Origin of the sequence: Citrobacter amalonaticus, assembly GCF_018323885.1 — a bacterium.
Taxonomy (GTDB): Bacteria; Pseudomonadota; Gammaproteobacteria; order Enterobacterales; family Enterobacteriaceae; genus Citrobacter_A; species Citrobacter_A amalonaticus.
In genome coordinates this window covers 4,503,917-4,525,744 of record NZ_AP024585.1, presented here as the reverse complement: position 1 = coordinate 4,525,744, position 21,828 = coordinate 4,503,917, and the positions used below count along the sequence as shown (strand labels likewise).

Genomic DNA, 21,828 nt, shown 5'->3' with positions numbered 1-21,828 from the left:
CAGAACAAGGCGATGCTCTCAGGGCATCGCCTTTTTTTCCTTCATCTTTCCCTGACGGGTACATAGTCAAAACGCCCCTTTCCCGCTACAGTTATTCATCCACGGCAAGTAAGGAGAAGGGACATGCTCTATATCTTTGATTTAGGTAATGTGATTGTCGATATCGACTTCAACCGCGTATTAGGTACCTGGAGCGATCTGAGCCGTGTGCCGCTGGCGTCGTTAAAGCAGAGCTTTACGATGGGTGAGGCCTTCCATCAGCACGAACGGGGAGAAATCACCGATGAAGCATTTGCCGAGGCCCTTTGTCATGAGATGGATCTGTCGCTGAGCTACGAACAGTTTTCCCATGGCTGGCAGGCCGTTTTTGTCGCGCTACGGCCTGAGGTTATCGATATCATGCAGAAACTGCGTGAGCAGGGGCATCGCGTGGTCGTCCTGTCGAACACCAACCGGCTGCATACGACGTTCTGGCCAGAGGAATATCCAGAAATTCGCCAGGCGGCGGACCATATTTATTTGTCGCAGGATCTGGGGATGCGCAAGCCGGAGACACGGATTTATCAGCATGTGTTACAGCAAGAGGGTTTTTCAGTGAGCGACACGGTCTTTTTTGACGACAACATCGATAATATAGAAGGGGCCAACCAGTTGGGGATAACCAGCATTCTGGTGACCGATAAAACCGTCATTCCTGAGTATTTCGCGAAGTTGTTATGCTAAAAACCGTGCATCAAAAAGCCAGGCATCATACCCGACCGATCTGGGCCTGGCTGAAGCTCCTCTGGAAGCGCATTGATGAGGACAATATGACGACCCTGGCAGGGAATCTTGCCTACGTCTCGTTGCTCTCATTAGTGCCGCTGATCGCCGTTGTATTTGCGCTTTTCGCCGCTTTTCCGATGTTTTCCGATGTCAGCGTCCAGTTGCGACACTTTATTTTTGCCAACTTTATCCCGGCAACGGGCGATGTGATTCAACGTTACATTGAGCAGTTTGTCGCCAACTCCAACAAAATGACGGCGGTGGGGGCCTGCGGGTTAATCGTCACCGCGCTGCTGTTGATGTATGCCATTGATAGCGCGCTGAATACTATCTGGCGCAGCACGCGCACGCGGCCAAAAGTGTACTCCTTTGCCGTGTACTGGATGATTTTGACGCTGGGACCATTACTGGCAGGGGCCAGTCTGGCGATCAGTTCCTATCTTCTCTCATTACGCTGGGCCAGCGATCTCAATACCGTGATTGATGATGTGCTGCGTCTCTTCCCGCTGATCCTCTCCTGGCTCTCATTCTGGCTCCTCTACAGCGTGGTGCCGACCACGCGCGTACCGAATCGGGATGCGATTGTCGGCGCCTTTGTCGCTGCGGTCCTGTTTGAGGCTGGAAAGAAAGGTTTCGCGCTTTATATCACCATGTTCCCGTCATATCAGCTTATTTACGGCGTGTTAGCGGTGGTACCCATTTTGTTTGTCTGGGTGTACTGGACGTGGTGTATCGTCTTGCTTGGTGCGGAAATAACTGTCACTCTCGGGGAATACCGCAAACTCAAACAAGCCGCAGAACAAGAAGAAGCAGACCAACCATGATTGCATTAATTCAGCGCGTAACCCGTGCCAGCGTCACCGTGGAGGACGAAGTGACGGGTGAAATTGGCTCAGGACTTTTAGTGTTGTTGGGTGTCGAAAAGGATGACGACGAGCAGAAAGCGAATCGCCTGTGTGAACGTGTGCTCGGCTACCGTATTTTTAGCGATGCCGAAGGCAAAATGAACCTGAACGTGCAACAGGCGGGCGGGAGTGTGCTGGTGGTTTCACAATTTACGCTGGCGGCGGATACCGAACGCGGCATGCGTCCGGGGTTCTCTAAAGGGGCGACGCCGGAGCGGGCGGAGGCCCTGTACGATTATTTCGTCGAACGCTGCCGCCAGCAGGACATGAATACGCAGACCGGACGCTTCGCTGCGGATATGCAGGTTGCGCTGGTGAATGACGGCCCCGTGACGTTCTGGTTACAGGTATGAATCAGCTTCCGGCGTGGCCGCGGGTTACAAGAGAGAGTACCGCTATGTATCACCTTCGAGTACCGCAAACAGAAGAAGAATTAGAGCGTTACTATCAGTTTCGCTGGGAAATGCTGCGCAAGCCGCTGCATCAACCGAAGGGTTCCGAGCGTGATGCCTGGGACGCAATGGCGCACCACCAGATGGTGGTCGATGAAGAGGGCAATCTGGTTGCCGTCGGGCGGTTGTACATCAATGCCGATAATGAGGCTTCCATCCGTTTCATGGCTGTCGATCCCACCGTGCAGGAAAAGGGGCTGGGAACGCTGATGGCAATGACGCTGGAGTCCGTCGCACGTCAGGAAGGGGTCAAACGAGTGACCTGTAGCGCACGGGAAGACGCTGTCGAATTCTTCGCCAAACTGGGTTTTGTCAATCAGGGCGAAATCACCACGCCGCAAACTACGCCGGTTCGCCACTTTTTGATGATCAAACCGATTGCCTCGCTCGATGACATTTTGCATCGCGGCGACTGGTGCGGACAGCTACAGCAGGCGTGGTATGAGCACATCCCGCTGAGCGAGAAGATGGGTGTACGTATTCAGCAGTACACCGGGCAAAAATTTATTACCACCATGCCGGAGACGGGCAATCAAAATCCGCACCACACGCTGTTTGCCGGGAGCCTGTTTTCGCTGGCTACGCTGACCGGCTGGGGGCTTATCTGGCTGATGCTGCGTGAGCGCCATCTTGGGGGCACGATCATTCTCGCTGACGCCCATATCCGCTATAGCAAACCTATCAGCGGCAGACCCGCCGCGGTTGCCGATCTCGGCTCGTTGAGCGGCGATCTTGACCGTCTGGCGCGTGGGAAAAAGGCGCGGGTTCAACTGCAGGTAGAGCTGCTGGGCAATGACACACCGGGCGCTATTTTTGAAGGTATTTACATCGTCCTGCCCGCCAAACCGTTTGGTCCCTATGAAGAAGGCGGAAACGAGGAAGAGTAGGGGGAACTCCCTTCTCTATTCTTCGCTAACGGACGGGATAGTCACGCGCCAGGCGATATCCTGCATTGCGCTGCGCGCCGCATGGCTGACGCCAGCTAGCTGGAAAAAACCATGAATCACGCCGAGGTAGCGCTGGCAGGTGCAGTCGACGTGTTGGGTCGTCAGTCGCTCATACAAAAGTTCGCCTTCGTCGCACAGCGGATCAAATTCAGCGGTGATGATGTGCGTAGGCGGTAAGCCGCTGAGATCATCTCGCCAGAGCGGGCTGGCTTCGGGATGCTGGCGATCGGTATGGGGCATATACATCTCATACCCGGTTAGCAACGTGTCGCGGGTAATGATGTAGTCCAGACCGTTGCGGGTATAGCTCTCACATTTTGCGGTCGCGTCGAGCATCGGGTAGATCAGCATCAATTGTGCGGGCAGCCATTGTTTTGCTGCCTTCAGGCGCAATGCTGTCACCAGCGCCAGGTGTCCGCCCGCACTGTCCCCGGCAAGCGTGATGTGCTGGCGTTCAACGCCAAGCTGTTTCGCATATTGCCAGATCAGGTTGGCCCCTTTTTCAGCATCGTCATGCGCCGCAGGAAACGTGTGTTCTGGTGCGAGGCGGTATTGTACGGCAATCACCCGGCAACCGCTGGTATACGCCAGTTGTCGCAACTGATTATCATGCGTGGCAAATCCGCCGCTCACGAAACAGCCGCCGTGGTAGTAAATAACGCAGGGCAGAGCACCCGAAGCATGGCGCGGTGATACGACGCGCAGCGTCATCCCCTCCAGTTCAACATCGCTGACCTCTACGCGCATTTCGGTCTTTCCGGCCAGCGCGGTACTGGCGATATAGCCTGCTCTCCGGTCATCAATATGTTGCCGACGAACAGAAGGACGTCCCGCCGCGATAAATTCCTCGACCCGTTGTGCAATCCCGTTTTCAAGCGCCATTTTCTTAATCCCTAAAATCTGTATGAATATACAGTGTTATAACCTGGTTTTTCATGAAAGAGAATGGTGGATTTGGGACAGAGTAAAATTCTGGAAAGCGCCTCGCAAAAGGAAAAGTCACTACGGAGATCGCTTTTTTCCTGCTTGCTGACGGTGTATGTTGTTTGAAAATTATTCGCCAATGATATACTGGAAGTATATGTATGCATATGGCTGGAATGGACATGGGCAGAATATTACTCGACTTATCCGATGAGATGATCAAGCGCCTTGACGATCTCAAGCAGCAGCGGAATCTGCCGCGTGCGGAGTTGTTGCGCGAAGCGGTTGAACAGTACCTTGAAAGGCAGGGACAGGCTGAAACCACGATTTCCAATGCGCTGGGGCTCTGGCAGGGCTGTGAGGAAGACGGCGTTGAGTATCAGAAGACGCTGCGCGAGGAATGGTAATGCAAAAGGGTCCCGTGCTGTTCGATACCAATATCCTGATTGATTTATTCAGCGGGCGCCAGGAAGCACAGCAAGTACTGGAAGCGTATCCGCCGCAGAATGCCATCAGCCTGGTTACCTGGATGGAAGTCATGGTGGGGGCAAAAAAATACCATCAGGAATATCGTACACGTGTGGCGTTGAGTGCGTTCAACATCATCGGCGTTTCACAGGAAATTGCTGAGCGAAGCGTGAATCTCAGGCAGGAATATGGGATGAAACTTCCGGACGCGATTATTCTGGCTACCGCGCAGATTCATCGGTTTGCGCTTGTAACGCGCAACACCAGAGATTTCGCGGGGATACCTGGCGTCATTACGCCTTATCAGTTGCAAGCCGGACGATAAGCACCGTCCGGCATCACCTGTTGAAGGCGTTTACTCCCCTTCTCCCGGGAACAGGAACGGGTTGATGGAACTGCGGGCGAAGCCTTCTTGCTCCATGCGCGCGTCCAGTACCAGCGACGCGAGGTCGTCGGCGACGGCTTCCACTTTCGGGTCTTTTTCCTGATAGAGGATCTTAAGGTAGGTTCCACAGTCACCGCAGCTTTCGGCTTTGATTGCCGCCTGCTCATTGTCCAGTGACCAGTAGTGCAGATCGCGGCTTTGCTCGCAGTTGCTGCATTTAACACGAACCACATGCCACTCGGTTTCACAAAGGTTGCAGTGCAGATAGCGCAGTCCCTGGGTGGTGCCAATTTGCACCATGCTGGAGACCGGCATCGAGCCGCACACCGGGCAGTACTGACGTTGTTCGCCGTATTCCGCGCGGGCTTTACCCGGGATAAGGCTGGCCATTTGCGCCCAGTACAGCGACAGCGCGGCCCAGATGAACGGGGCCTTATCGCTGCTGACCGCGGCGAAATCGGAGGCAAACAGAGCGCTGGCCATCTGTTCCAGTTCCTGTTCGGAGGCTTTTTCCAGATTTTCGATCACCGCCAGCGCCGGGCCGCTCATCTCCGGTTTCAGTTCGGCGATCAGCGAGTGCAGCAGTTTCTGCCAGTGCTTATCGCGTGGCAGAACGTGGATATCCAGCGGCGGCTTACCCTGATCGTTGGCTTCTTTGATGCGTGCAGTGAGATCCATCTGCAACGGATGGTCATACAGCACCACTTCCTGGGCATGGGCGATCAGCGCGGCAAAGCGCAGGTAATCTCCCAGCGGGTTATTCTCAGCCAGTTCGCGCAGACGCTCGGCGCGACGGTTATACAGATTTTTGAGCCGGGGGAATAATAACGGTGGAATCATATCCGTCGCGCGTTTCTCGCTCTTTTCCAGCTCATCTTGCGGGATGATACGAATGCTCATTCAGTCACTTCCTGGTTAGGCAGATTTAGCTAGGTGTAATCCGCTCTGTGAATTGGCGGGCATTTCGCGCCCGCGCTGGTGAATGTCATTAATGATAACCGCAATCGGCCTGCGGGTTATAGCGGTGACATCGCAATGTGTGCGTTACGATACCTGATATCGATACCCCAGACCATGCACCGTTCGGATTAGCTGCGGCTGATTGGCATCCTGTTCGATGACTTTGCGGAGCCGGGAAATGTGCTGATCCAGCGTACGGCTATTGGGCAAATAGTCGTACCCCCACGCCGCATCGAACAACATATCGCGCGTAACCACCTGATTTTTATTACGCTCAAGACAGCTTAAAATGCGAACTTCCCGCAGCGTCAGCTCCAGCTTTTGCTCGCCGCGCCAGGCGCACAGTTCATTCGGGAACACCGTCAGGTCGCCAAAAGCAAAACTGAGGTTAGGCTGCGTGGCGCTATGGTTTAAACAACGACGGGCGATGGTTTTTATCCGCGCCCGCAGTTCATGAATACCAAACGGTTTGCTGATGTAGTCATCTGCACCCAGTTCCAGCCCCACGACACGGTCGATCTCCTCATCTTTGGCGGAGAGAAACACGATGGGAATGTGTTCGTTCTGGCGGCGAATTTCCCGGCAGACGGTATAGCCATCCATTTCGGGCATCATGATGTCTAACAGCACAAAGTCCGGTTTGTCGCGATGATAACTCTCCAGCGCCGCGCGCCCGTCCGGTGCTGCTATGAGCGAATAACCCTCGCGCGACAGAGCATCCACCAGACCCTGGCGGATGTTTGCATCATCTTCGGCAATCAGTATCTTCATATTCTCATCCCTGCGGCAGCGTAAGGGTAAAGCGGACGCCGGGTTCTTGCGCCGTTACCTGAATCTTGCCGTGCAGGCGTTGCGCCAGTTGGCAAGCGATGGTGAGCCCAATACCGGTACCTGAAACACCCTCGGTAATGGAGGATGTGACCCGATAAAACGGGCGGAAGATCAAGGACATCTCATTTTCCGCAATACCGGGACCATAGTCGCGAACGGCGATCTCCACGTTTTCCGCAACGTGTTCAACGGTCAGATCCACGCGCTGGCCCTGCGAAGCGTATTTTTCGGCATTACTGAGAAAGTTGCTGACAATTTGCGTGATCACGTCGCGATCGCTGTGCAATATCAGATTCTCAGGGCAGGACATGTGAATCGTCATGCCTTTAGCCTGCAACGCAGGCGTAAAGATCTGCGTAATTTCTGTCATCAGACGGCGGAGATTGACTGGCTGAAGATGCAGTTTCGGTGCGCGCGTAAAGGTCAGGATATTCTGGATAAGCCGTGATAACCGCTGGCCTTCCTGAGTGATCACATCCACATAGCGTCGCTCATGCGTTTGTTCATCATCCAGCCCTTCGCGCAGCAGTTCGGCATAGAGCGTGATGTTGGTCAGCGGTGTTTTCAGTTCGTGTGACACCTGGCTGACAAAATCGACCTGCTGGCGCGCCTGACGCGCCGCGCGGGTATATTCCCGCCACAGCGAGACGCCCAACAGTGCGACGGCGAGAAGCAGCAGGACGATTAATGCGCCGCCCCACAGCCAGATATGCCAGAGCGGTGCGTTGACGCCGTAAGCGCTGACCTGCCACGTTGTGAGTGGATACGCCAGCGTGCGGGAGTCCAGTAAAGTGAGCCGCCGCAGATCCGCCTGCGCGTTCTGATAAAGCTGACGGCCGTTTTCCGTCACCCTGACAATCTGCTGCGGATCCCCCGGGTTCACCTGTATGCCGTTCGCCATATCCATCATCAGCTGTACCCAGGAGAGGCGAAAGCCGATGATCGCCCCCTCTTTCTGCCGCCAGTAGATCAACAGCGGTTCCGGAGTCTCAAAACTAATAAACCAGCCGGCCTGCGGCGTGTCCTGCTCGCTTTGCGTCATATGACTGGCAAGTTGGCTGGGATCGTTGACCAGCGGGCTGAGCAGGCGTACCCACTCTTTATCCTTGTTGCTCAACGGCTGACGCTCATCGGGGTAAAGGAGATGATTTTTCCGCAGCATAAAGACGTCGGCAATGTCGCTGTCGTTCTCTTTAAGCGCGCTGAGGGTGGCGACCTCTGCGGGGTCGATAAAATCGCCAATCGCATGCAGGCGGGAGGCTTTTTGCTGCAGAATATTTTCGATCCCCCTGGCGACGCTGGCGGTTTGCGATTTCGCCAGGGTTTGGGTCTGGTACTGACGCAACAAGACTTCATGTTCCAGAGTGCGAACGCCCAGGTAAGCAAGCAGAATAAAAAACATCAATGTAATGACGAGATAAATCGGCTTACGTCTGAACATCCAGCACTCCTTGTGGATCAGTTCGATTTCGAACTCTGGTTTTTGGTTTTATAACTCTGTTCTTTCAGCGACTTGCGCGACGCTTCTTTGCTTTCGCTTTCCATCCTGTCCAGCAACTTAAGATTTTCCTCTGCGCTCGCCTGTGCCTTCATTCTGGCGGCCGGTGCGCTAAGCGGTAACGCGCTGAGTGTACTGGAGTTTTCGCGCAGGATCGCTTTCGCCTCGTCCATTTTGCCTTCATCGATGAGCTGTAACGCCTGCTCATTCTGAATGGCGGATTTCTGAATGGCGGAATCGACGATCACATCCTCCACCTGCGCTTTCTGAACCTCGTTGGCTGAGGCGGTATAGCTGACGGCCATCTTGTCATCCCAACGCTCTTTCTGCCCGGTGGCGAGGTTGTTATAGCTGACGTTGACCTCAGCGAGCGGCTTGCTTTGTGCGGCCTGGCCTTTCGCCGGCAGCACTTCCAGCATGACATATTTCTCCTGATTGGCGTAAAGCTGGTTCAGTTTAACGGTCACCGTGTTGTCGCGGATTTCACCTTCACGCCCCAGCAGGCGAAGTGGCTTAACGTTGTCGGCGACGTTAATTTGCACCACCACATCCTGAGCGACGACGGACATGACATCGCCAAATTCATGGGCAAATGCCTTCTCCAGGGCATCGGTGTTTTGTACAAACACGTGGTTGCCATCGCTGTACTGGGCAATCGCCGCCATCAGATCTTCATTGTAGCCTTCGCCAATACCCATCGTCGTGATGGCAATCCCTTTGCGGGCGGCAATCTTACCCAGTTCTGCCAGCTCGCTGGTGGAGGAAGGGCCGATGTTCGCCTGACCATCAGACAGCAGGATGATGCGGTTAACATGGGCCTTATCGAGGAATTTACTGTTTTCTTTGATACCGCGGCTAACACCGGCAAACAGGGCAGTACCGCCGCGTGCGGTCAGTCGTTCACGGATTTGGCTGATAAGTTTCGCTTTATTGTCGACTTTGGCCGCCGGCACAATGACATCCACGACGTCGTCGTAAATTACCACCGAGAGCGTGTCCTGGGCGCTTAAAGTGTTCACCGCCATTACGGCAGCTTCTGTGGCTTGTTCGATACGCTCGCCGCCCATAGAGCCGGAGCGGTCAATCACCAGCGCGAGGTTGATCGGGCTGCGTTTGGTTGCATGCAGCGGGAAACCCGTCAGTGACACTTTGAGGTAGTTTTTGTCCTGGCTGTTTTCCAGCACCAGAGGGGAAGCCAGTTCGGATTTAATCGTCACTTTCGGCGCGGGCGGTTGTGCCGCCGTTGTTGTCGCAAGCAGTCCCATTGCCAGGGCTGCGAAGAGGTGTTTGAGATTCACGGTACGTCTCCTTGTCTTAAGAATCGACTCCATTCTTATGCGACTGTAACGTCGGTTGGTCTGTAATCTGTATAAAGTTGTCAAAAAGTTGTCAAAACGGCCTGTCAGGCCAAAAATATCCCTTAAAAAAACGCCGGAAACTCAGTCTCCGGCGTTATCTTATCGGTTCACGAACAGCCTTTGCTTACGACTGGGTCTTATCCTGCTTTTCGCGAACTTCACGGTACCAGCGCGGGTGATGCTTCTTCGCCCAGGAGCGGGTTACCCAGCCCTCTACCATCGCGGTAATAGTACCTTTTACCCACAGCGCGGCGTAAATATGCACCATGATAACCACAATCAGCGCGACGGCGGCAAATGAATGCAGCATTAACGCGAAGCGGATCACCGGAATGGAGAACGCTGGCGCAAAGTACGGACGCCAGATGATCACACCGCTCACCAGCAGCAGCATCAGGAAGATAATCGCCGCCCAGAACACGCATTTCTGGCCGAAGTTATACCGCCCGGTGTCACCCACCTCTTCGTTGACGACAATCTTGCGAATGTTCTTCGCCCAAAAAATGTCATCCCGGTTAATCAGGTTGTGGTGCCAGTAACGGAAGAACATGATGATGAACGAGGCAAACATGATGACGCCCACAAACGGGTGCAGAATACGCGCCAGTTGCGGTGTGCCCATGATTTGCATCAGCCAGTTGAAGGACGGGAAGAAAAAGCCCAGTCCGCTCACCGCCGCCAGCACGAAGCAGAAGGCGGTGACCCAGTGGTTGATGCGTTCCGGCGCGGTGTAGCGCACGATGGTGTCACGTCTTTTCATTTGCGCACCTCATCGTCTTTCTCTTCATGCAGGTTGTTCTCTTCCTCATCCGCACGGTTTGGACCGACACCGACGTAGTGGAAGATGCTGGCCGCAAAGGTCGCGGCAAAGCCGACCGCTGCAAGAGGCTTCCAGATCCCTTTCCAGAATTTCACGGTGGCGCTGATTTCCGGGTTCTCCGGCAGACCGTGGTACAGATTCGGTTTGTCGGCATGGTGCAACACATACATCACGTGCGTCCCACCTACGCCCGCCGGATCGTACAGGCCAGCATTGTCGTAACCACGGGTTTTCAGTTCTGCCACACGCTCGCCAGCCAACGTTTTCATGTCCTCTTTGGAACCAAAGTGGATAGCACCCGTTGGGCAGGTTTTCACGCAGGCCGGTTCCTGGCCAACGGTCACGCGGTCAACGCACAGCGTACATTTATAGACGCGGTTGTCTTCCGGGTTGAGTCGCGGCACGTCGAACGGGCAACCGGCGATGCAGTAACCACAGCCGATGCACTGCTCGGACTGGAAGTCGACAATCCCGTTGGCATACTGAATGATAGCGCCTTCTGCCGGACACGCCTTCAGGCAGCCCGGATCGGCGCAGTGCATACAGCCATCCTTACGGATCAGCCATTCCAGTTTGTCGTTCTGCTCCACTTCCGAGAAACGCATCACGGTCCAGGATTTAGCGGTTAAATCCGCCGGGTTATCATAGACCCCGACGTTGCTGCCGATCTCATCACGGATGTCGTTCCACTCTGAACAGGCCACCTGACAGGCTTTACAGCCGATGCAGGTGGTGACGTCAATGAGCTTCGCCACTTCTTCCTGGAAGTCCCGCGCCTGAGGCGCGGGGGTGAGACCGTTAGTCGCGGAACGACGGATAATGTCTTGCGATTGATAAGCCATAAGTCGTCTCCGTTACACCTTTTCCACGTTCACCAGGAAGGACTTAAATTCCGGCGTTTGTGAGTTTGCATCGCCCACCGATGGCGTCAGGGTGTTCGCAATAAACCCTTTCTTCGCCACACCTTCATAGCCCCAGTGAATCGGAATACCGATAGTATCGATATCCTTACCGTCTGCCTTCAGCGTGCGAATACGCTTAGTCACCACTGCTTTGGCTTTGATATAGCCGCGGTTAGAGGAGACTTTAACAGTGTCGCCATGGGCGATACCGAGCTTGTTCGCCAGCGTCTCGCCGATCTCCACAAATTGTTCCGGCTGCGCGATAGCGTTAAGCAGCGCATGCTTGGTCCAGTAGTGGAAGTGCTCGGTCAGACGGTAAGTGGTTCCGACGTACGGGAACTTATCGGCTTTACCCAGCGCTTCGGCGTCGCCCTTAAAGATACGGGCGGCAGGGTTGGAGATCACGTTCGGGTGCAGCGGGTTGGTACCCAGCGGCGTTTCAAACGGTTCGTAGTGTTCCGGGAATGGACCTTCCGCCATCTTGTCGAGAGCGAACAGACGTCCCATCCCTTCCGGTTGCATGATGAACGGCCCGACGTCGCTGCCTGGCGCGGCGGCGCTGTAGTCCGGAATGTCCATCCCGCTCCATTTTGCGCCGTCCCATTTCAGGATCTGGCGCTTTGGATCCCACGGATTACCCTGCGGGTCAGCGGAAGCACGGTTGTACAGGATGCGGCGGTTCAACGGCCATGCCCATGCCCAGCCCAGCGTATTGCCCAGACCGGACGGATCGGCGTTATCGCGACGCGCCATCTGGTTGCCTTCCGGCGTCCAGCTACCGGCGAAAATCCAGCAGCCACTGGAGGTGGTGCCGTCGTCACGCAACTGAGCAAACGAGCTGAGCTGTTGGCCTTTCTTGACGATCACTGCGCCCGTTGCCGGGTCGATGAGATCGGCCAGCGCTTTCCCGTTACTCTCCATCGCCACTTCTTCCGATGCCGGTTCATGTGGGGTGGAGTAGTTCCAGGTCATGCTCAGCACCTGTTCCGGGTTGGCACCGCTCTGCTCAGCATACATTTTGCGCAGGCGCAGGAAGATACCGGCCAGGATTTCGCCGTCGGTGACCGCGATCCCCGGGGCGTCTGCGCCTTTCCAGTGCCACTGCAGCCAGCGACCGGAGTTCACGATCGAGCCGTTCTCTTCGGCGAAGCAGGTGGACGGCAGGCGGAACACTTCGGTCTGGATTTTCGACGGATCCACATCGTTTGACTCACCGTGGTTTTGCCAGAAGGTGGAGGTCTCGGTGTTGAGCGGATCGATCGTCACCAGGAACTTCAGTTTGGACAGTGATGCGATCGTCTTGTTTTTGTTCGGGAATGAGGCAACCGGGTTGAAGCCCTGGCAGATATAGCCATTGACCTTACCCTCTTTCATCATCTCGAAGTACTGCAGCACGTCGTACCCTTTGTCCCACTTCGGCAAGAAGTCAAAGCCCCAGCTATTTTCCGCTGTCGCTTTATCGCCGTAGAAGGCCTTCATCAACGAAACGAAGAATTTCGGGTAGTTGCCCCAGTAGTTGACCTGGTCTTTCAACAGCGGTTTTGGCGTGTTCGCGGCCAGATACGTTTGCAGGTCCGGCTGTTTTTCATTCGGTAGCGTCAGGTAACCCGGCAGGCTTTGTGACAGCAGGCCTAAGTCTGTCAGCCCCTGAATGTTGGAGTGGCCGCGCAGGGCGTTAACGCCGCCGCCTGCCATCCCCATGTTGCCAAGCAGCAACTGGATCATCGCCATGGTACGAATGTTCTGCGAACCGATGGAGTGCTGTGTCCAGCCGAGGGCATACAGGAACGATGCGGTTTTGTCTTTCGCGCTGGTTTCCGCAATGTACTCGCAGACTTTCAGGAAGTCGGCTTTTGGCGTACCGCAGATATTTTCCACCACGTCCGGCGTGTAGCGGGAGACGTGCTGTTTCAGCAGGTTCCAGACGCAGCGCGGGTGTTGCAGGGTGGTATCGCGTTTGGCAAAGCCCTCTTCGTCCAGCTCATAGTTCCAACTGGTCTTGTCGTACTTGCGTTGATCCGCGTTATAGCCAGTGAACAGGCCATCTTCGAAGCCGAAATCTTCACGCACGATCAGGCTGGCGTTGGTGTAGGCCTCGGTGTATTCGCGGTTATATTTTTCGTTCGTCAGCAGGTACAGCATCACGCCTGACAGGAAGGCAATGTCAGTACCAGAACGGATTGGGGCATAGAAATCGGCCACCGACGCCGTACGCGTGAAACGCGGATCGATCACAATCAGCTTCGCGCCGTTGTGAATCTTCGCTTCCATCGCCCAGCGGAACCCGACCGGGTGTGCTTCAGCGGCGTTACCGCCCATCACCACGACGAGGTTGGCGTTCTTAATGTCGACCCAGTGGTTGGTCATCGCACCGCGACCAAATGTTGGAGCAAGACTTGCTACCGTTGGTCCGTGTCAGACACGCGCCTGGTTGTCGACCGCGAGCATACCGAGCGCGCGGGTGAATTTTTGCGTTAAAAAGCCGGTTTCGTTACTGGACGCGGAAGCACACAGCATCCCGGTAGACAGCCAGCGGTTAACGGTAACGCCTTCAGCGTTTTGCGCAATGTAGTTGGCATCGCGGTCTTCTTTCATCAGTTTCGCGATGCGGTCAAATGCCTCATCCCAACTGATTTGTTGCCATTTATCCGAGCCTGGCGCGCGGTATTCCGGGAATTTGAGGCGACTTTCGGAGTGGATGAAGTCCACCAGACCGGCCCCTTTCGGGCAGAGCGCACCACGGTTGACCGGATGGTCCGGGTCACCTTCGATATGGAAGATTGACGCTTTGGCGTTTTTTGCACCGTCGCCGAGGCTGTACATCAACAGCCCACAACCAACGGAACAGTAAGTGCAGGTATTACGGGTTTCGCGGGTGCGCAGCAGTTTATATTGCCGGGTTTCCGCGAGCGCTACGCCGGGCGCGAAGCCCAGTGCTGCCGCCGTGGTGCCTGCCATACCGCCAGCGCAGATCTTAAAGAACTGCCTTCTGCTGACCTGCATGGTTTGCTCCTTTTTCGACATTGTCACATCCCTTTCACATTCATGTTGGTGAGCGCTCAGGGTGTGGTTGTTATTTTTCTTTGCGGACGGGACCGCAAAGGTCCAGAATTGGGTTAATTCCCCCCATCCAGGAGGGGCTTGCGACAGAATACCACAATGTTGGTACGTGTGTTCTTATACGGTTAAAAGAAAGTGAATAAGATACATCCAAAAGAAGTCGGAAATGTGATTAATGTCACAAGCTCTCGCCAGGTTAACCTTTGGAAGCGTGAGGATTTGCATCACCCTCAGCCGGATGAGGTCGCTGAAGAGGTGCCCGTGGCGCTGGTTTATAACGGCATTTCTCATGTTGTCATGATGGCCTCGCCGAAGGATCTGGAACATTTTGCAGTCGGTTTTTCCTTGTCTGAGGGGATCATTGACAGCCCGCGCGAGATCTATGGCATGGATGTGGTTCCCTCCTGTAATGGACTTGAAGTCCAGATCGAGCTTTCCAGTCGCCGTTTTATGGGGCTGAAAGAACGCCGTCGCGCGTTGGCCGGACGCACCGGCTGTGGCGTGTGCGGGGTTGAGCAGCTCAATGACATCGGTAAACCGGTGCAGCCGCTGCCGTTCACCCAGACTTTTAACCTCTCCAGACTTGATCACGCATTAAGACATCTGAAAGATTTTCAGCCTGTGGGGCAGCTCACCGGGTGTACGCACGCTGCGGCGTGGGTGATGCCATCGGGTGAACTGGCGGGCGGACATGAAGATGTCGGTCGGCATGTTGCGCTGGATAAACTGCTGGGGCGCCGTGCCGCCGAAGGCGAAAGCTGGGTGCCGGGAGCGGCGCTGGTTTCCAGTCGCGCAAGCTATGAGATGGTGCAGAAGTCTGCGATGTGCGGCGTTGAGATTCTGTTTGCGGTCTCTGCTGCCACCACGCTGGCGGTGGAAGTCGCTGAGCGCTGCAATCTGACGCTGGTGGGGTTCTGTAAGCCAGGCAGGGCGACCATTTATACTCATCCGCAGCGTTTAATCGCTGAGTGATTTTGATTCAATTAATTTGAATGAGACGGGCAAATCCTTCCGCTTTTAGTTGTCTGAGTAACGGCCTATTATTTATCACATCAAGGCACGGTGCCTTACTTAAACAACTAAGTTAAAGGGTTTATATCATGAAAAGCATCAAAACTTTTGTCGCAGTTATCGCTCTCGCTACCTCTTTCGGTTCTTTTGCTGCCCAGTCTGTGACCGCGACCGGTTCTACTCTGGAAAGTGCTGAAGCAAAAATCGCCGCTCAGGCTGAACAGGCTGGTGCAAGCTCCTATAAAATCACTCAGGCTTACACCGGTAACCGCGTGCACATGACGGCGGAACTGCTGAAATAAGTTCATCTCCATTGTCGAAAGAGCGCCCTTGAGGCGCTTTTTTTGTGTCTGTCATTATTGTTTTAACAACGACATAAACGCGTCATATCCCGTTAACTCACAAATGGTTTCGGCGGGATGCTGACACAGCACGCTGGCCAGATAGCTGAAGATCTTTAATTCGTGACGTGCGTCAGCGGCAGCGCAAGCAATCAGTACATGGCTGACCGGTTCATTATTGACCTGTACGGGATGCGCCAGAGTAATAAAGAACCCGCGAAAGTGACGCTTCTGTTCGCTCCAGCAGTGGGGGATCGCCAGATGATTGATAATCAGGTTTTCGCCTTCATCTTCGCGGGCGCATATCCGCAGTGCTTCATCACGGGTGATATGTTCCTGCGCCACGAGTTTGTCGCAAATCTGATGGGTAATGTGATGCCAGGTTTCGTCGGCGAGATTCATATAGTGAAAGCTGCCCGGCTCAGAGAAGAAGCGCTCCGGTTGCTGACGAATAAACGCCGTGGCAAGAAAATTTTTGATTTGTTCGGACCCGACTGCGGAAATAATATTTTTAATAGTCAGGACATTTTTTAATGAGTCATCCAATAAATAGTGGCTGTTATTGACGATCAACAGGGGATCAACTTCTTGTCTTATCGCGTATACATCACTGGGAGTGCGTGCAATGATCACCCGACAATTCAATACATCACGTTCAATAGCCTGCTGATTTATGGTGGCAATCGCATTTTGATCGGATAATAAAATGATGGGTTGACGCTCATTTTGGTGCCGCTCCAGCGCACAGGCGAAATAGAGCCCGATCAGATCACTGTCAAACAGCGGAATTTCTAACTGTTCCCGCAGTAGCGCAATGAAGCGCAGGCTCATGTCAAATGCAGCGGGCCAGGCCGCTTTCAGGTTATTCATGCTGCTCTGGCGATGTTCCGGTACCCAAACGGGGGCCGAAACGCATCTCAGCAGGTGACCCGTGATATTTTCAACCAGTTGCGTATCGATAAGGTTCAAAGTGGCGACGCCAGGTACGCGTTGTAGTAAAGCAATCACGGTATCGGCAGACAGGGTCATGGCCTGTTGTTGCTGTTTATCCAGCAGTCCGTGCAGCGTTTTGAACGCGTTCTCGCCAAGATAGATCCCGCCCTGTTCTACGGCATTTTTTAACACTGTATGCCGACATTCAGGCCATGTGCCCGAGAGTTGATTACGCAGTGCATAGACCGCCAGCACCAGACTGGCGAGGTATTCACCCGACGTCAGTGGGAACTCAGCAAGAAGATGTTCACATGCGCTGGTAAGTCGTTCGATAGTGTCTCGCGTCACGCCGGGGAGAGGAATTAACAGCGGGTCTTTTTTGAGCAGGTTCGCCAGCAGGACAATCCGTTTTTCTTCTGGTTCATCAACGAAATGGCCCACACCGGGGCGGCTGGAAAGACAAAATGCACGCTCATAGCGTTGCTTCAGTCGCGACAGACGGTCTGCGACCCAGGTTTCCGGCAAATTAAGCGAAGAAGCCAGTTGTACGCGGGGGGTAAAGGTATTGAGCAGCAGAAGTGCCAGCAAACGATCGTCGTTATCATGGCGTTGTAAAAGCTGAAAAAAGCTGCGCCGGTCGATAATGTCCAGTTGGTAACCCGCACTGCCACCAGGCTGAATGCGCGCTTTCCCGCTGAGGGTAAAATTGATGTAATCAATATCGCGCAGGATTGTTCTACCTGAAACGCCAGTTTGCCGCGCCAGCTCGCTGAGTGAGTTAGGCCGTTGTTCAAGAAGGTCGACAAGCGTTAACTGGCGTTCACTGAGCATCAGATCACCCGGCGAAAGTCGGTGAAAGTTTTGATCTGCTCTGCCGTCAATGAAGTCAGCAGCTCACGGACTAACGTAAACAATGCATCATAATCTTTTGCAGAAATCATGCCGCTATTGGCATGCAGATAGCGGGTGGGCAAACAGAGTGCTGCAACGGGGCGCCCGCCACCCATCACATTGTAGCGTCCACCGTCTGTTGCTCCGGTTTTCATGGTACAGAACTGTAAAGGGGCGCCACTGTTTTCTGCACTCGTCCTTAATGCAGCGACCAGCTGTTGATTTGGGAAATAACGTTTATCAAACAGCATGAGCCCTGGACCTTCACCCAGTTTCAATGGGTATTTGGTGTTGTCGATTCCAGGGACATCACCAGCAACAGCAGTATCCAGGACGATAACCACGTCGGGCCTGATGTGTTCTGCTGAGGTTTGCGCGCCGCGCAGCCCCACCTCTTCCTCCACACTGCCCACGCCATAGAGGGTGATATTAGGATTATCGACGGACTGCAAAAGTTCTGCCATCAGGGCGCAGCCGACACGATTATCCAGTGCTTTGCCGACGATTTTGTCGTCGCCCCAGCAGGCAAAGTTCGCCTCTGGGCTAATGAAGTCACCGATCGCAATACCGCGCTTTTCTACCTCTTCGCGGCTGCTCGCGCCAATATCAATGAACATTTCGTCAAATGTCAGTGGTTGATGTTTCTGTTTTTCGGTGAGGGCATGCGGTGCAACGGAACCGATAATACCAGGGATTTTAAATCGCTTGCGGGTACAAATAGTGACCCGGTGGTTCAGCATCGACTGACTCCACCAACTCCCAATTGTCGTAAAATGCAGAAAACCGCTATCGTCGATATGTGTGACCATAAAGCCGACTTCATCCATATGACCGACGACTGCCACCTTTGGCCCACAATGACCTTTACGAGCAACAAAACTGCCGAGGCCGTCAAACGTCATTTCATCCACGCAGGATTCCAGCTCATTGATGAGAATTGCGCGCACTTCTTGTTCATCGCCACTGACCGCGCTGGCTTCGCATAATTGCTGAAGTAACTTAATGTTCATGTGCATGTTCCTGTTGCGCGGTCTTGCGTCTCAGCCACAGCCCTTTCAGGATGATAATCAACGCAATGTTCAGTGCGAGGCCAATAGCCAGCACCAGGTAAAAGGAGCCTACCGGCGACATCAGGCCAATCAGCGGATCAAAAATACCTAATCCCGGCGCGAGGCGTTTGATTCCGAAAGCGATCACCAGCATTCCGGTAATACCACCGGAGAGTGTATTGGCGGTAATCATTGGCAGCGGGGCGGCCAGGGCGTAAGGAATTGCGGGTTCGGTGGCGACAGTGGCGCCGACCACAATCGCGCTGCTCGCGGCGGCCTTCTCCTGTGAGGTAAACAGTTTGGGTGTCAGATACGTGGCAATGCCTGCCGCGACGGGAGGCATTAGCGCCACTACGCCGACGATGGCGTACCAGTCATAGATATGTTTTTCCAGCAGTGAGAAGCAGAAAAACCATGCGGTTTTGTTGATGGGCCCACCCATATCAAATGCCAGCATCGCGCCAACGAGGAAGGCGGCGCCCATTTTCATGGACGGGGGGATCGTGTTCAGGAAGTGCAGCAGGCCGCTCATCAGATCCGACATCACCGGACCAATAACGTAATACGTCAGCACGCCAAACACCAGCAAAGTGGCGAATGGGATTAGCATCGAGCCAAGCAACGGCTGGAGCGCTTTGCCGAGACGGACTTTGCGAAACCACAGCACGAAATAGCCGATTGCCAAACCCAGTACCACCGCGCCGAGAAAACCAGCACCAGACTGGGTGCCGAGCAATCCTTTGTCGTTAGCCAGATAGCAGACCAGAAACGCCGGGGCAAATGCGGGTTTGTCGGCAATCGACCACGCGATATACGCCCCCATAATGGGGATCATAAAGGTGAAGCCCAGATAGCCGATGGATTCGATAATCCAGGTAAATGACGGCGCACCCTTCGACATATCGGTATACGGCAAGCCGAACTGCACCAGCATATTCGCGATGGCGACCAGGATACCGCCACCGATCACAAACGGGAGCGCAGCGGAAACCCCCGCCATCAGGTGGCTCATTACACTGCCTTGCTGGACATCCTGTTTACCGAGTTTAACGCTACTATCTGCGGTAAACATCTGCGAATGAGAAGGCAACTGTGTGAAAATCTGGTCGATATTTTTTAGCGCCTGGGAAATGGCGATCTCATAGACTTTTTTCCCGGCAAATCGCGCCCGATCGTCACCACTTAAGCCACGCCCGGTGGCTAAAATCACGTAATCGGCGGCGGCAATGTCATCCTGCGTCAGGCGGTTTTCTACACCACTTGCCCCCTGGGTTTCGATTTTAATCGTATGACCGAGCGAGCGTGCTTTTTGCTCAAGCGCTTCGGCCACCATATAAGTGTGGGCGATGCCGGCAGGACAGTTGGTGATTGCTACTAAACGTAAGGATGACTCCATAGCCGCTTCCTTATGAAGTTAAGGTCTGATTGAGCAAAGTCAGTACCTGAGTGGCGTCACCTTGCTTCAGTTGATTGATGAAATCCTGATGGATAAGTTTGCGACACAGGGTGCCGATGATTTTGACCTGATCGTCTTCGCCGGTTTGCGGTATGCCGAGGCAGATCCAACAGTTAACGGCTTCGCCATCGCTGGACTGCCAGTCCACTCCGTGAGTTTTACGGGCAAACAGTACAAAGGGGTGTTCTACGCAGGCGCTTTTGCCATGGGGCACAGCGATACCTGATCCGAATCCGGTAGAATGCAGTTTTTCCCGCATCAGCAGCGTTTGTAAAAACAACTGGCGATCGGTGATCGCGCCATTCCGAAACGCCATTTCCGCGAGTTGTTTCAGAATGGAATAAGTGCTGTTGCCCTGAATATTCAGGTCAATACAACGTACCGTAAGCTCTGACATAGAGAGACTCCGTTAAAACCTCTTTTCTACGATTTTAACGATGCTTTCGTATTGAGATGAGCGGCAATATGTCTGAGCGGAGTGACATAATGTCGGCTAAGCATCAACAGGCTTTGTGCACGAGGCCACATTTTGCAACGCGACGCAGAAAGAAATAATGCGCTGATAAACCTCCCGGACGCAAAAAAATGCGATATTTCTCACATTTCTCTCTTTTTATAAACTCGATATGACGTACAGAATAGGGGCGCGTAAAAAGGATGAGGGGGGCTTCAATTAACTAAATGATAATTAACGGAATTAAAAAATCACGCTTTGATAAATTTCATTTTTATATGTGATTGGCATCACAAAAATTGACCATGCAATCAGTCTGTCAATATTACTCGCCTCTGAATTTATCAGCATAATGTGATCTTCATTGCAAATAGCGGACTTGAAGTCAGGGAAAAATGTTTCCACGGGTGCTTCGGAGGAAACGCAATGAAAATTGGTATTGTCATTAGTGGGGGCGATGTGTCTGGAATAAATAATTTCATATTCCAGATTGCCCGACTCGCGGATGCAAAAATTACCTTATTCAATGGTGGTATTCCCGGCTTGCTGGAGAAAAATCATCATGACGTGGCATGGCGCGATTTGGTCGATTTTTCTATCGCGGCAATACCTCTCATTACCTCGGGAAGAACGACCCGTAAGTTGCAGCGTAACGAATATGAAACGATCGCCAGAAAACTCAAGTCGCTGCACATTGATGTGTTAATTATGGCGGGCGGTGACGGCAGTTTACAGTTTCTCAATACCCTGAGCGAATTTGATATTAATTGTTTTGGCGTGGGGATGACTATCGATAATGATGTTTATGGCAGTCATTATACGATTGGTTTTTCGACCGCCTGTGAACAGATTATTAAGGAGGTTTCTCGTTTACGAAATACGGGCAGAGCGCTACCTGGTCGTGTGTTTATGGTGGAATTATTGGGGGGATATTGTGGTGAATTAACGCTGCAATCCGCAATTAAATGCAATGCGGATATCGCCCTGATTCCGGAATGCCAGATGTCGCTTGATGCCTTAGCGGAACGGGTAAGGCAAAAACTGACCGTCCAGAATAGCGTGATTATTCTGTGCTCAGAAGGCTACACCAGAGAATATTCTCCCGGTTTTCAGGGGGCGATTGACACCATGATAAAACAGCTCGAACCACGTATTGGCGAGCGCATTCGTAAAACGATTGTTGGTTACGGTTTACGTAATGGCGATCCGACCTGTGAAGAAATTTATCAGGGCACCATCATGGCGAGCGAAGTGGTTCGATGCATCCAGTCAGGGATGAAAAATAAAGCGATTATTATAAATCAAAGCAATAAACCTATTCCGATTGATCTCGTAAGTATGAAAAAACGTCTGGTCGATACAGAAGGACATCATTACAAACTTGCCAAACAACTCAATATTATTTGAGGAGACCTTAC

Annotated in this window: 21 protein-coding genes; 9 read left to right on the top strand and 12 right to left on the bottom strand. The window is 53.5% G+C overall.

Going from position 1 to position 21,828, the window contains the following annotated elements; genetic code table 11:
• The first annotated feature begins 123 nt into the window (after positions 1-123).
• Genes yihX through fabY form a run of 4 tightly spaced genes read left to right on the top strand, consistent with a single transcriptional unit; the run spans position 124 to position 3,009 of the window.
• Complete coding sequence (yihX, locus tag KI228_RS21380; RefSeq protein ID WP_061069447.1) at positions 124-723, top strand: glucose-1-phosphatase; 600 nt, start codon at positions 124-126, stop codon at positions 721-723.
• Positions 717-1,589, top strand: a complete 873-nt coding sequence (locus KI228_RS21375) for a virulence factor BrkB family protein (protein WP_044257165.1) — start codon at positions 717-719, stop codon at positions 1,587-1,589. The genes yihX and KI228_RS21375 overlap by 7 nt, the downstream gene beginning before the upstream one ends.
• Positions 1,586-2,023: a D-aminoacyl-tRNA deacylase gene (dtd, locus tag KI228_RS21370; protein WP_044265155.1), complete on the top strand. Its 438-nt coding sequence runs from the start codon at positions 1,586-1,588 to the stop codon at positions 2,021-2,023. The genes KI228_RS21375 and dtd overlap by 4 nt, the downstream gene beginning before the upstream one ends.
• 44 nt (positions 2,024-2,067) lie before the next feature.
• Positions 2,068-3,009, top strand: a complete 942-nt coding sequence (gene fabY / locus KI228_RS21365) for a fatty acid biosynthesis protein FabY (protein WP_042998862.1) — start codon at positions 2,068-2,070, stop codon at positions 3,007-3,009.
• 15 nt (positions 3,010-3,024) lie between these two features.
• Here fabY and KI228_RS21360 read toward each other — a convergent pair whose 3' ends face one another.
• On the bottom strand, positions 3,025-3,951 hold the full coding sequence (locus KI228_RS21360) for an alpha/beta hydrolase (protein WP_061069448.1): 927 nt from the start codon (positions 3,949-3,951) through the stop codon (positions 3,025-3,027).
• Positions 3,952-4,160: 209 nt separating this feature from the next.
• On the opposite strand from KI228_RS21360, the gene KI228_RS21355 reads away from it, so the two are divergent.
• Positions 4,161-4,400 (top strand): ribbon-helix-helix domain-containing protein, encoded by a 240-nt coding sequence (locus KI228_RS21355; RefSeq protein ID WP_192575752.1) that lies wholly within the window; start codon positions 4,161-4,163, stop codon positions 4,398-4,400.
• On the top strand, positions 4,400-4,786 hold the full coding sequence (locus KI228_RS21350) for a type II toxin-antitoxin system VapC family toxin (RefSeq protein WP_042998865.1): 387 nt from the start codon (positions 4,400-4,402) through the stop codon (positions 4,784-4,786). The genes KI228_RS21355 and KI228_RS21350 overlap by 1 nt, the downstream gene beginning before the upstream one ends.
• Positions 4,787-4,816: 30 nt before the next feature.
• Here the strand turns inward: KI228_RS21350 and fdhE are convergent, their stop codons facing one another.
• From fdhE to fdnG, 7 genes are all read right to left on the bottom strand, one after another.
• On the bottom strand, positions 4,817-5,746 hold the full coding sequence (fdhE, locus tag KI228_RS21345) for a formate dehydrogenase accessory protein FdhE (protein ID WP_042998866.1): 930 nt from the start codon (positions 5,744-5,746) through the stop codon (positions 4,817-4,819).
• Positions 5,747-5,890: 144 nt separating this feature from the next.
• Entirely contained in the window at positions 5,891-6,577 is a 687-nt protein-coding gene (locus KI228_RS21340) for a response regulator transcription factor (RefSeq protein ID WP_061069450.1), read from the bottom strand.
• Between the two features lie 4 nt (positions 6,578-6,581).
• Positions 6,582-8,078: a sensor histidine kinase gene (locus KI228_RS21335; protein ID WP_061069451.1), complete on the bottom strand. Its 1,497-nt coding sequence runs from the start codon at positions 8,076-8,078 to the stop codon at positions 6,582-6,584.
• A 17-nt stretch (positions 8,079-8,095) separates the two neighbouring features.
• Positions 8,096-9,433: a vWA domain-containing protein gene (locus tag KI228_RS21330; protein ID WP_086512772.1), complete on the bottom strand. Its 1,338-nt coding sequence runs from the start codon at positions 9,431-9,433 to the stop codon at positions 8,096-8,098.
• Positions 9,434-9,617: 184 nt separating this feature from the next.
• Complete coding sequence (gene fdoI, locus KI228_RS21325; RefSeq protein ID WP_061069452.1) at positions 9,618-10,253, bottom strand: formate dehydrogenase cytochrome b556 subunit; 636 nt, start codon at positions 10,251-10,253, stop codon at positions 9,618-9,620.
• Positions 10,250-11,155, bottom strand: a complete 906-nt coding sequence (gene fdoH, locus KI228_RS21320; RefSeq protein WP_042998870.1) for a formate dehydrogenase O subunit beta — start codon at positions 11,153-11,155, stop codon at positions 10,250-10,252. The genes fdoI and fdoH overlap by 4 nt, the downstream gene beginning before the upstream one ends.
• A 12-nt stretch (positions 11,156-11,167) precedes the next feature.
• The gene (gene fdnG / locus KI228_RS21315) at positions 11,168-14,218 is read right to left on the bottom strand and encodes a formate dehydrogenase-N subunit alpha (protein WP_080721738.1); all 3,051 of its coding nucleotides are present in this window, start codon (positions 14,216-14,218) and stop codon (positions 11,168-11,170) included.
• A gap of 192 nt (positions 14,219-14,410) precedes the next feature.
• On the opposite strand from fdnG, the gene fdhD reads away from it, so the two are divergent.
• Positions 14,411-15,247 (top strand): formate dehydrogenase accessory sulfurtransferase FdhD, encoded by an 837-nt coding sequence (gene fdhD, locus KI228_RS21310; protein WP_044265169.1) that lies wholly within the window; start codon positions 14,411-14,413, stop codon positions 15,245-15,247.
• Between the two features lie 128 nt (positions 15,248-15,375).
• Positions 15,376-15,588 carry a YdgH/BhsA/McbA family protein gene (locus KI228_RS21305; protein ID WP_042998873.1) on the top strand — a complete coding sequence of 71 codons (213 nt, stop codon included), beginning with the start codon at positions 15,376-15,378 and terminating at the stop codon, positions 15,586-15,588.
• Positions 15,589-15,642: 54 nt separating this feature from the next.
• On the opposite strand, the gene KI228_RS21300 is transcribed toward KI228_RS21305, so the two are convergent.
• From KI228_RS21300 to KI228_RS21285, 4 genes are read right to left on the bottom strand one after another with little or no spacing between them, the layout of a single operon-like run.
• Positions 15,643-17,391, bottom strand: coding sequence for a putative frv operon regulatory protein (locus KI228_RS21300; protein WP_061069453.1), 1,749 nt, complete (start codon positions 17,389-17,391; stop codon positions 15,643-15,645).
• Complete coding sequence (locus KI228_RS21295; protein WP_061069454.1) at positions 17,391-18,461, bottom strand: aminopeptidase; 1,071 nt, start codon at positions 18,459-18,461, stop codon at positions 17,391-17,393. Before KI228_RS21295 ends, KI228_RS21300 begins: the two co-directional genes overlap by 1 nt.
• Positions 18,451-19,896: a PTS fructose-like transporter subunit IIBC gene (locus tag KI228_RS21290; protein WP_058587297.1), complete on the bottom strand. Its 1,446-nt coding sequence runs from the start codon at positions 19,894-19,896 to the stop codon at positions 18,451-18,453. Before KI228_RS21290 ends, KI228_RS21295 begins: the two co-directional genes overlap by 11 nt.
• 10 nt (positions 19,897-19,906) lie before the next feature.
• Positions 19,907-20,353, bottom strand: coding sequence for a PTS fructose transporter subunit IIA (locus KI228_RS21285; RefSeq protein WP_054177409.1), 447 nt, complete (start codon positions 20,351-20,353; stop codon positions 19,907-19,909).
• A gap of 483 nt (positions 20,354-20,836) precedes the next feature.
• Here KI228_RS21285 and KI228_RS21280 point away from each other — a divergent pair, with 483 nt between their 5' ends.
• A complete protein-coding gene (locus KI228_RS21280) occupies positions 20,837-21,817 on the top strand; it encodes a 6-phosphofructokinase (RefSeq protein ID WP_042998878.1) in 981 nt (326 codons plus the stop codon).
• Positions 21,818-21,828 lie beyond the last annotated feature (11 nt).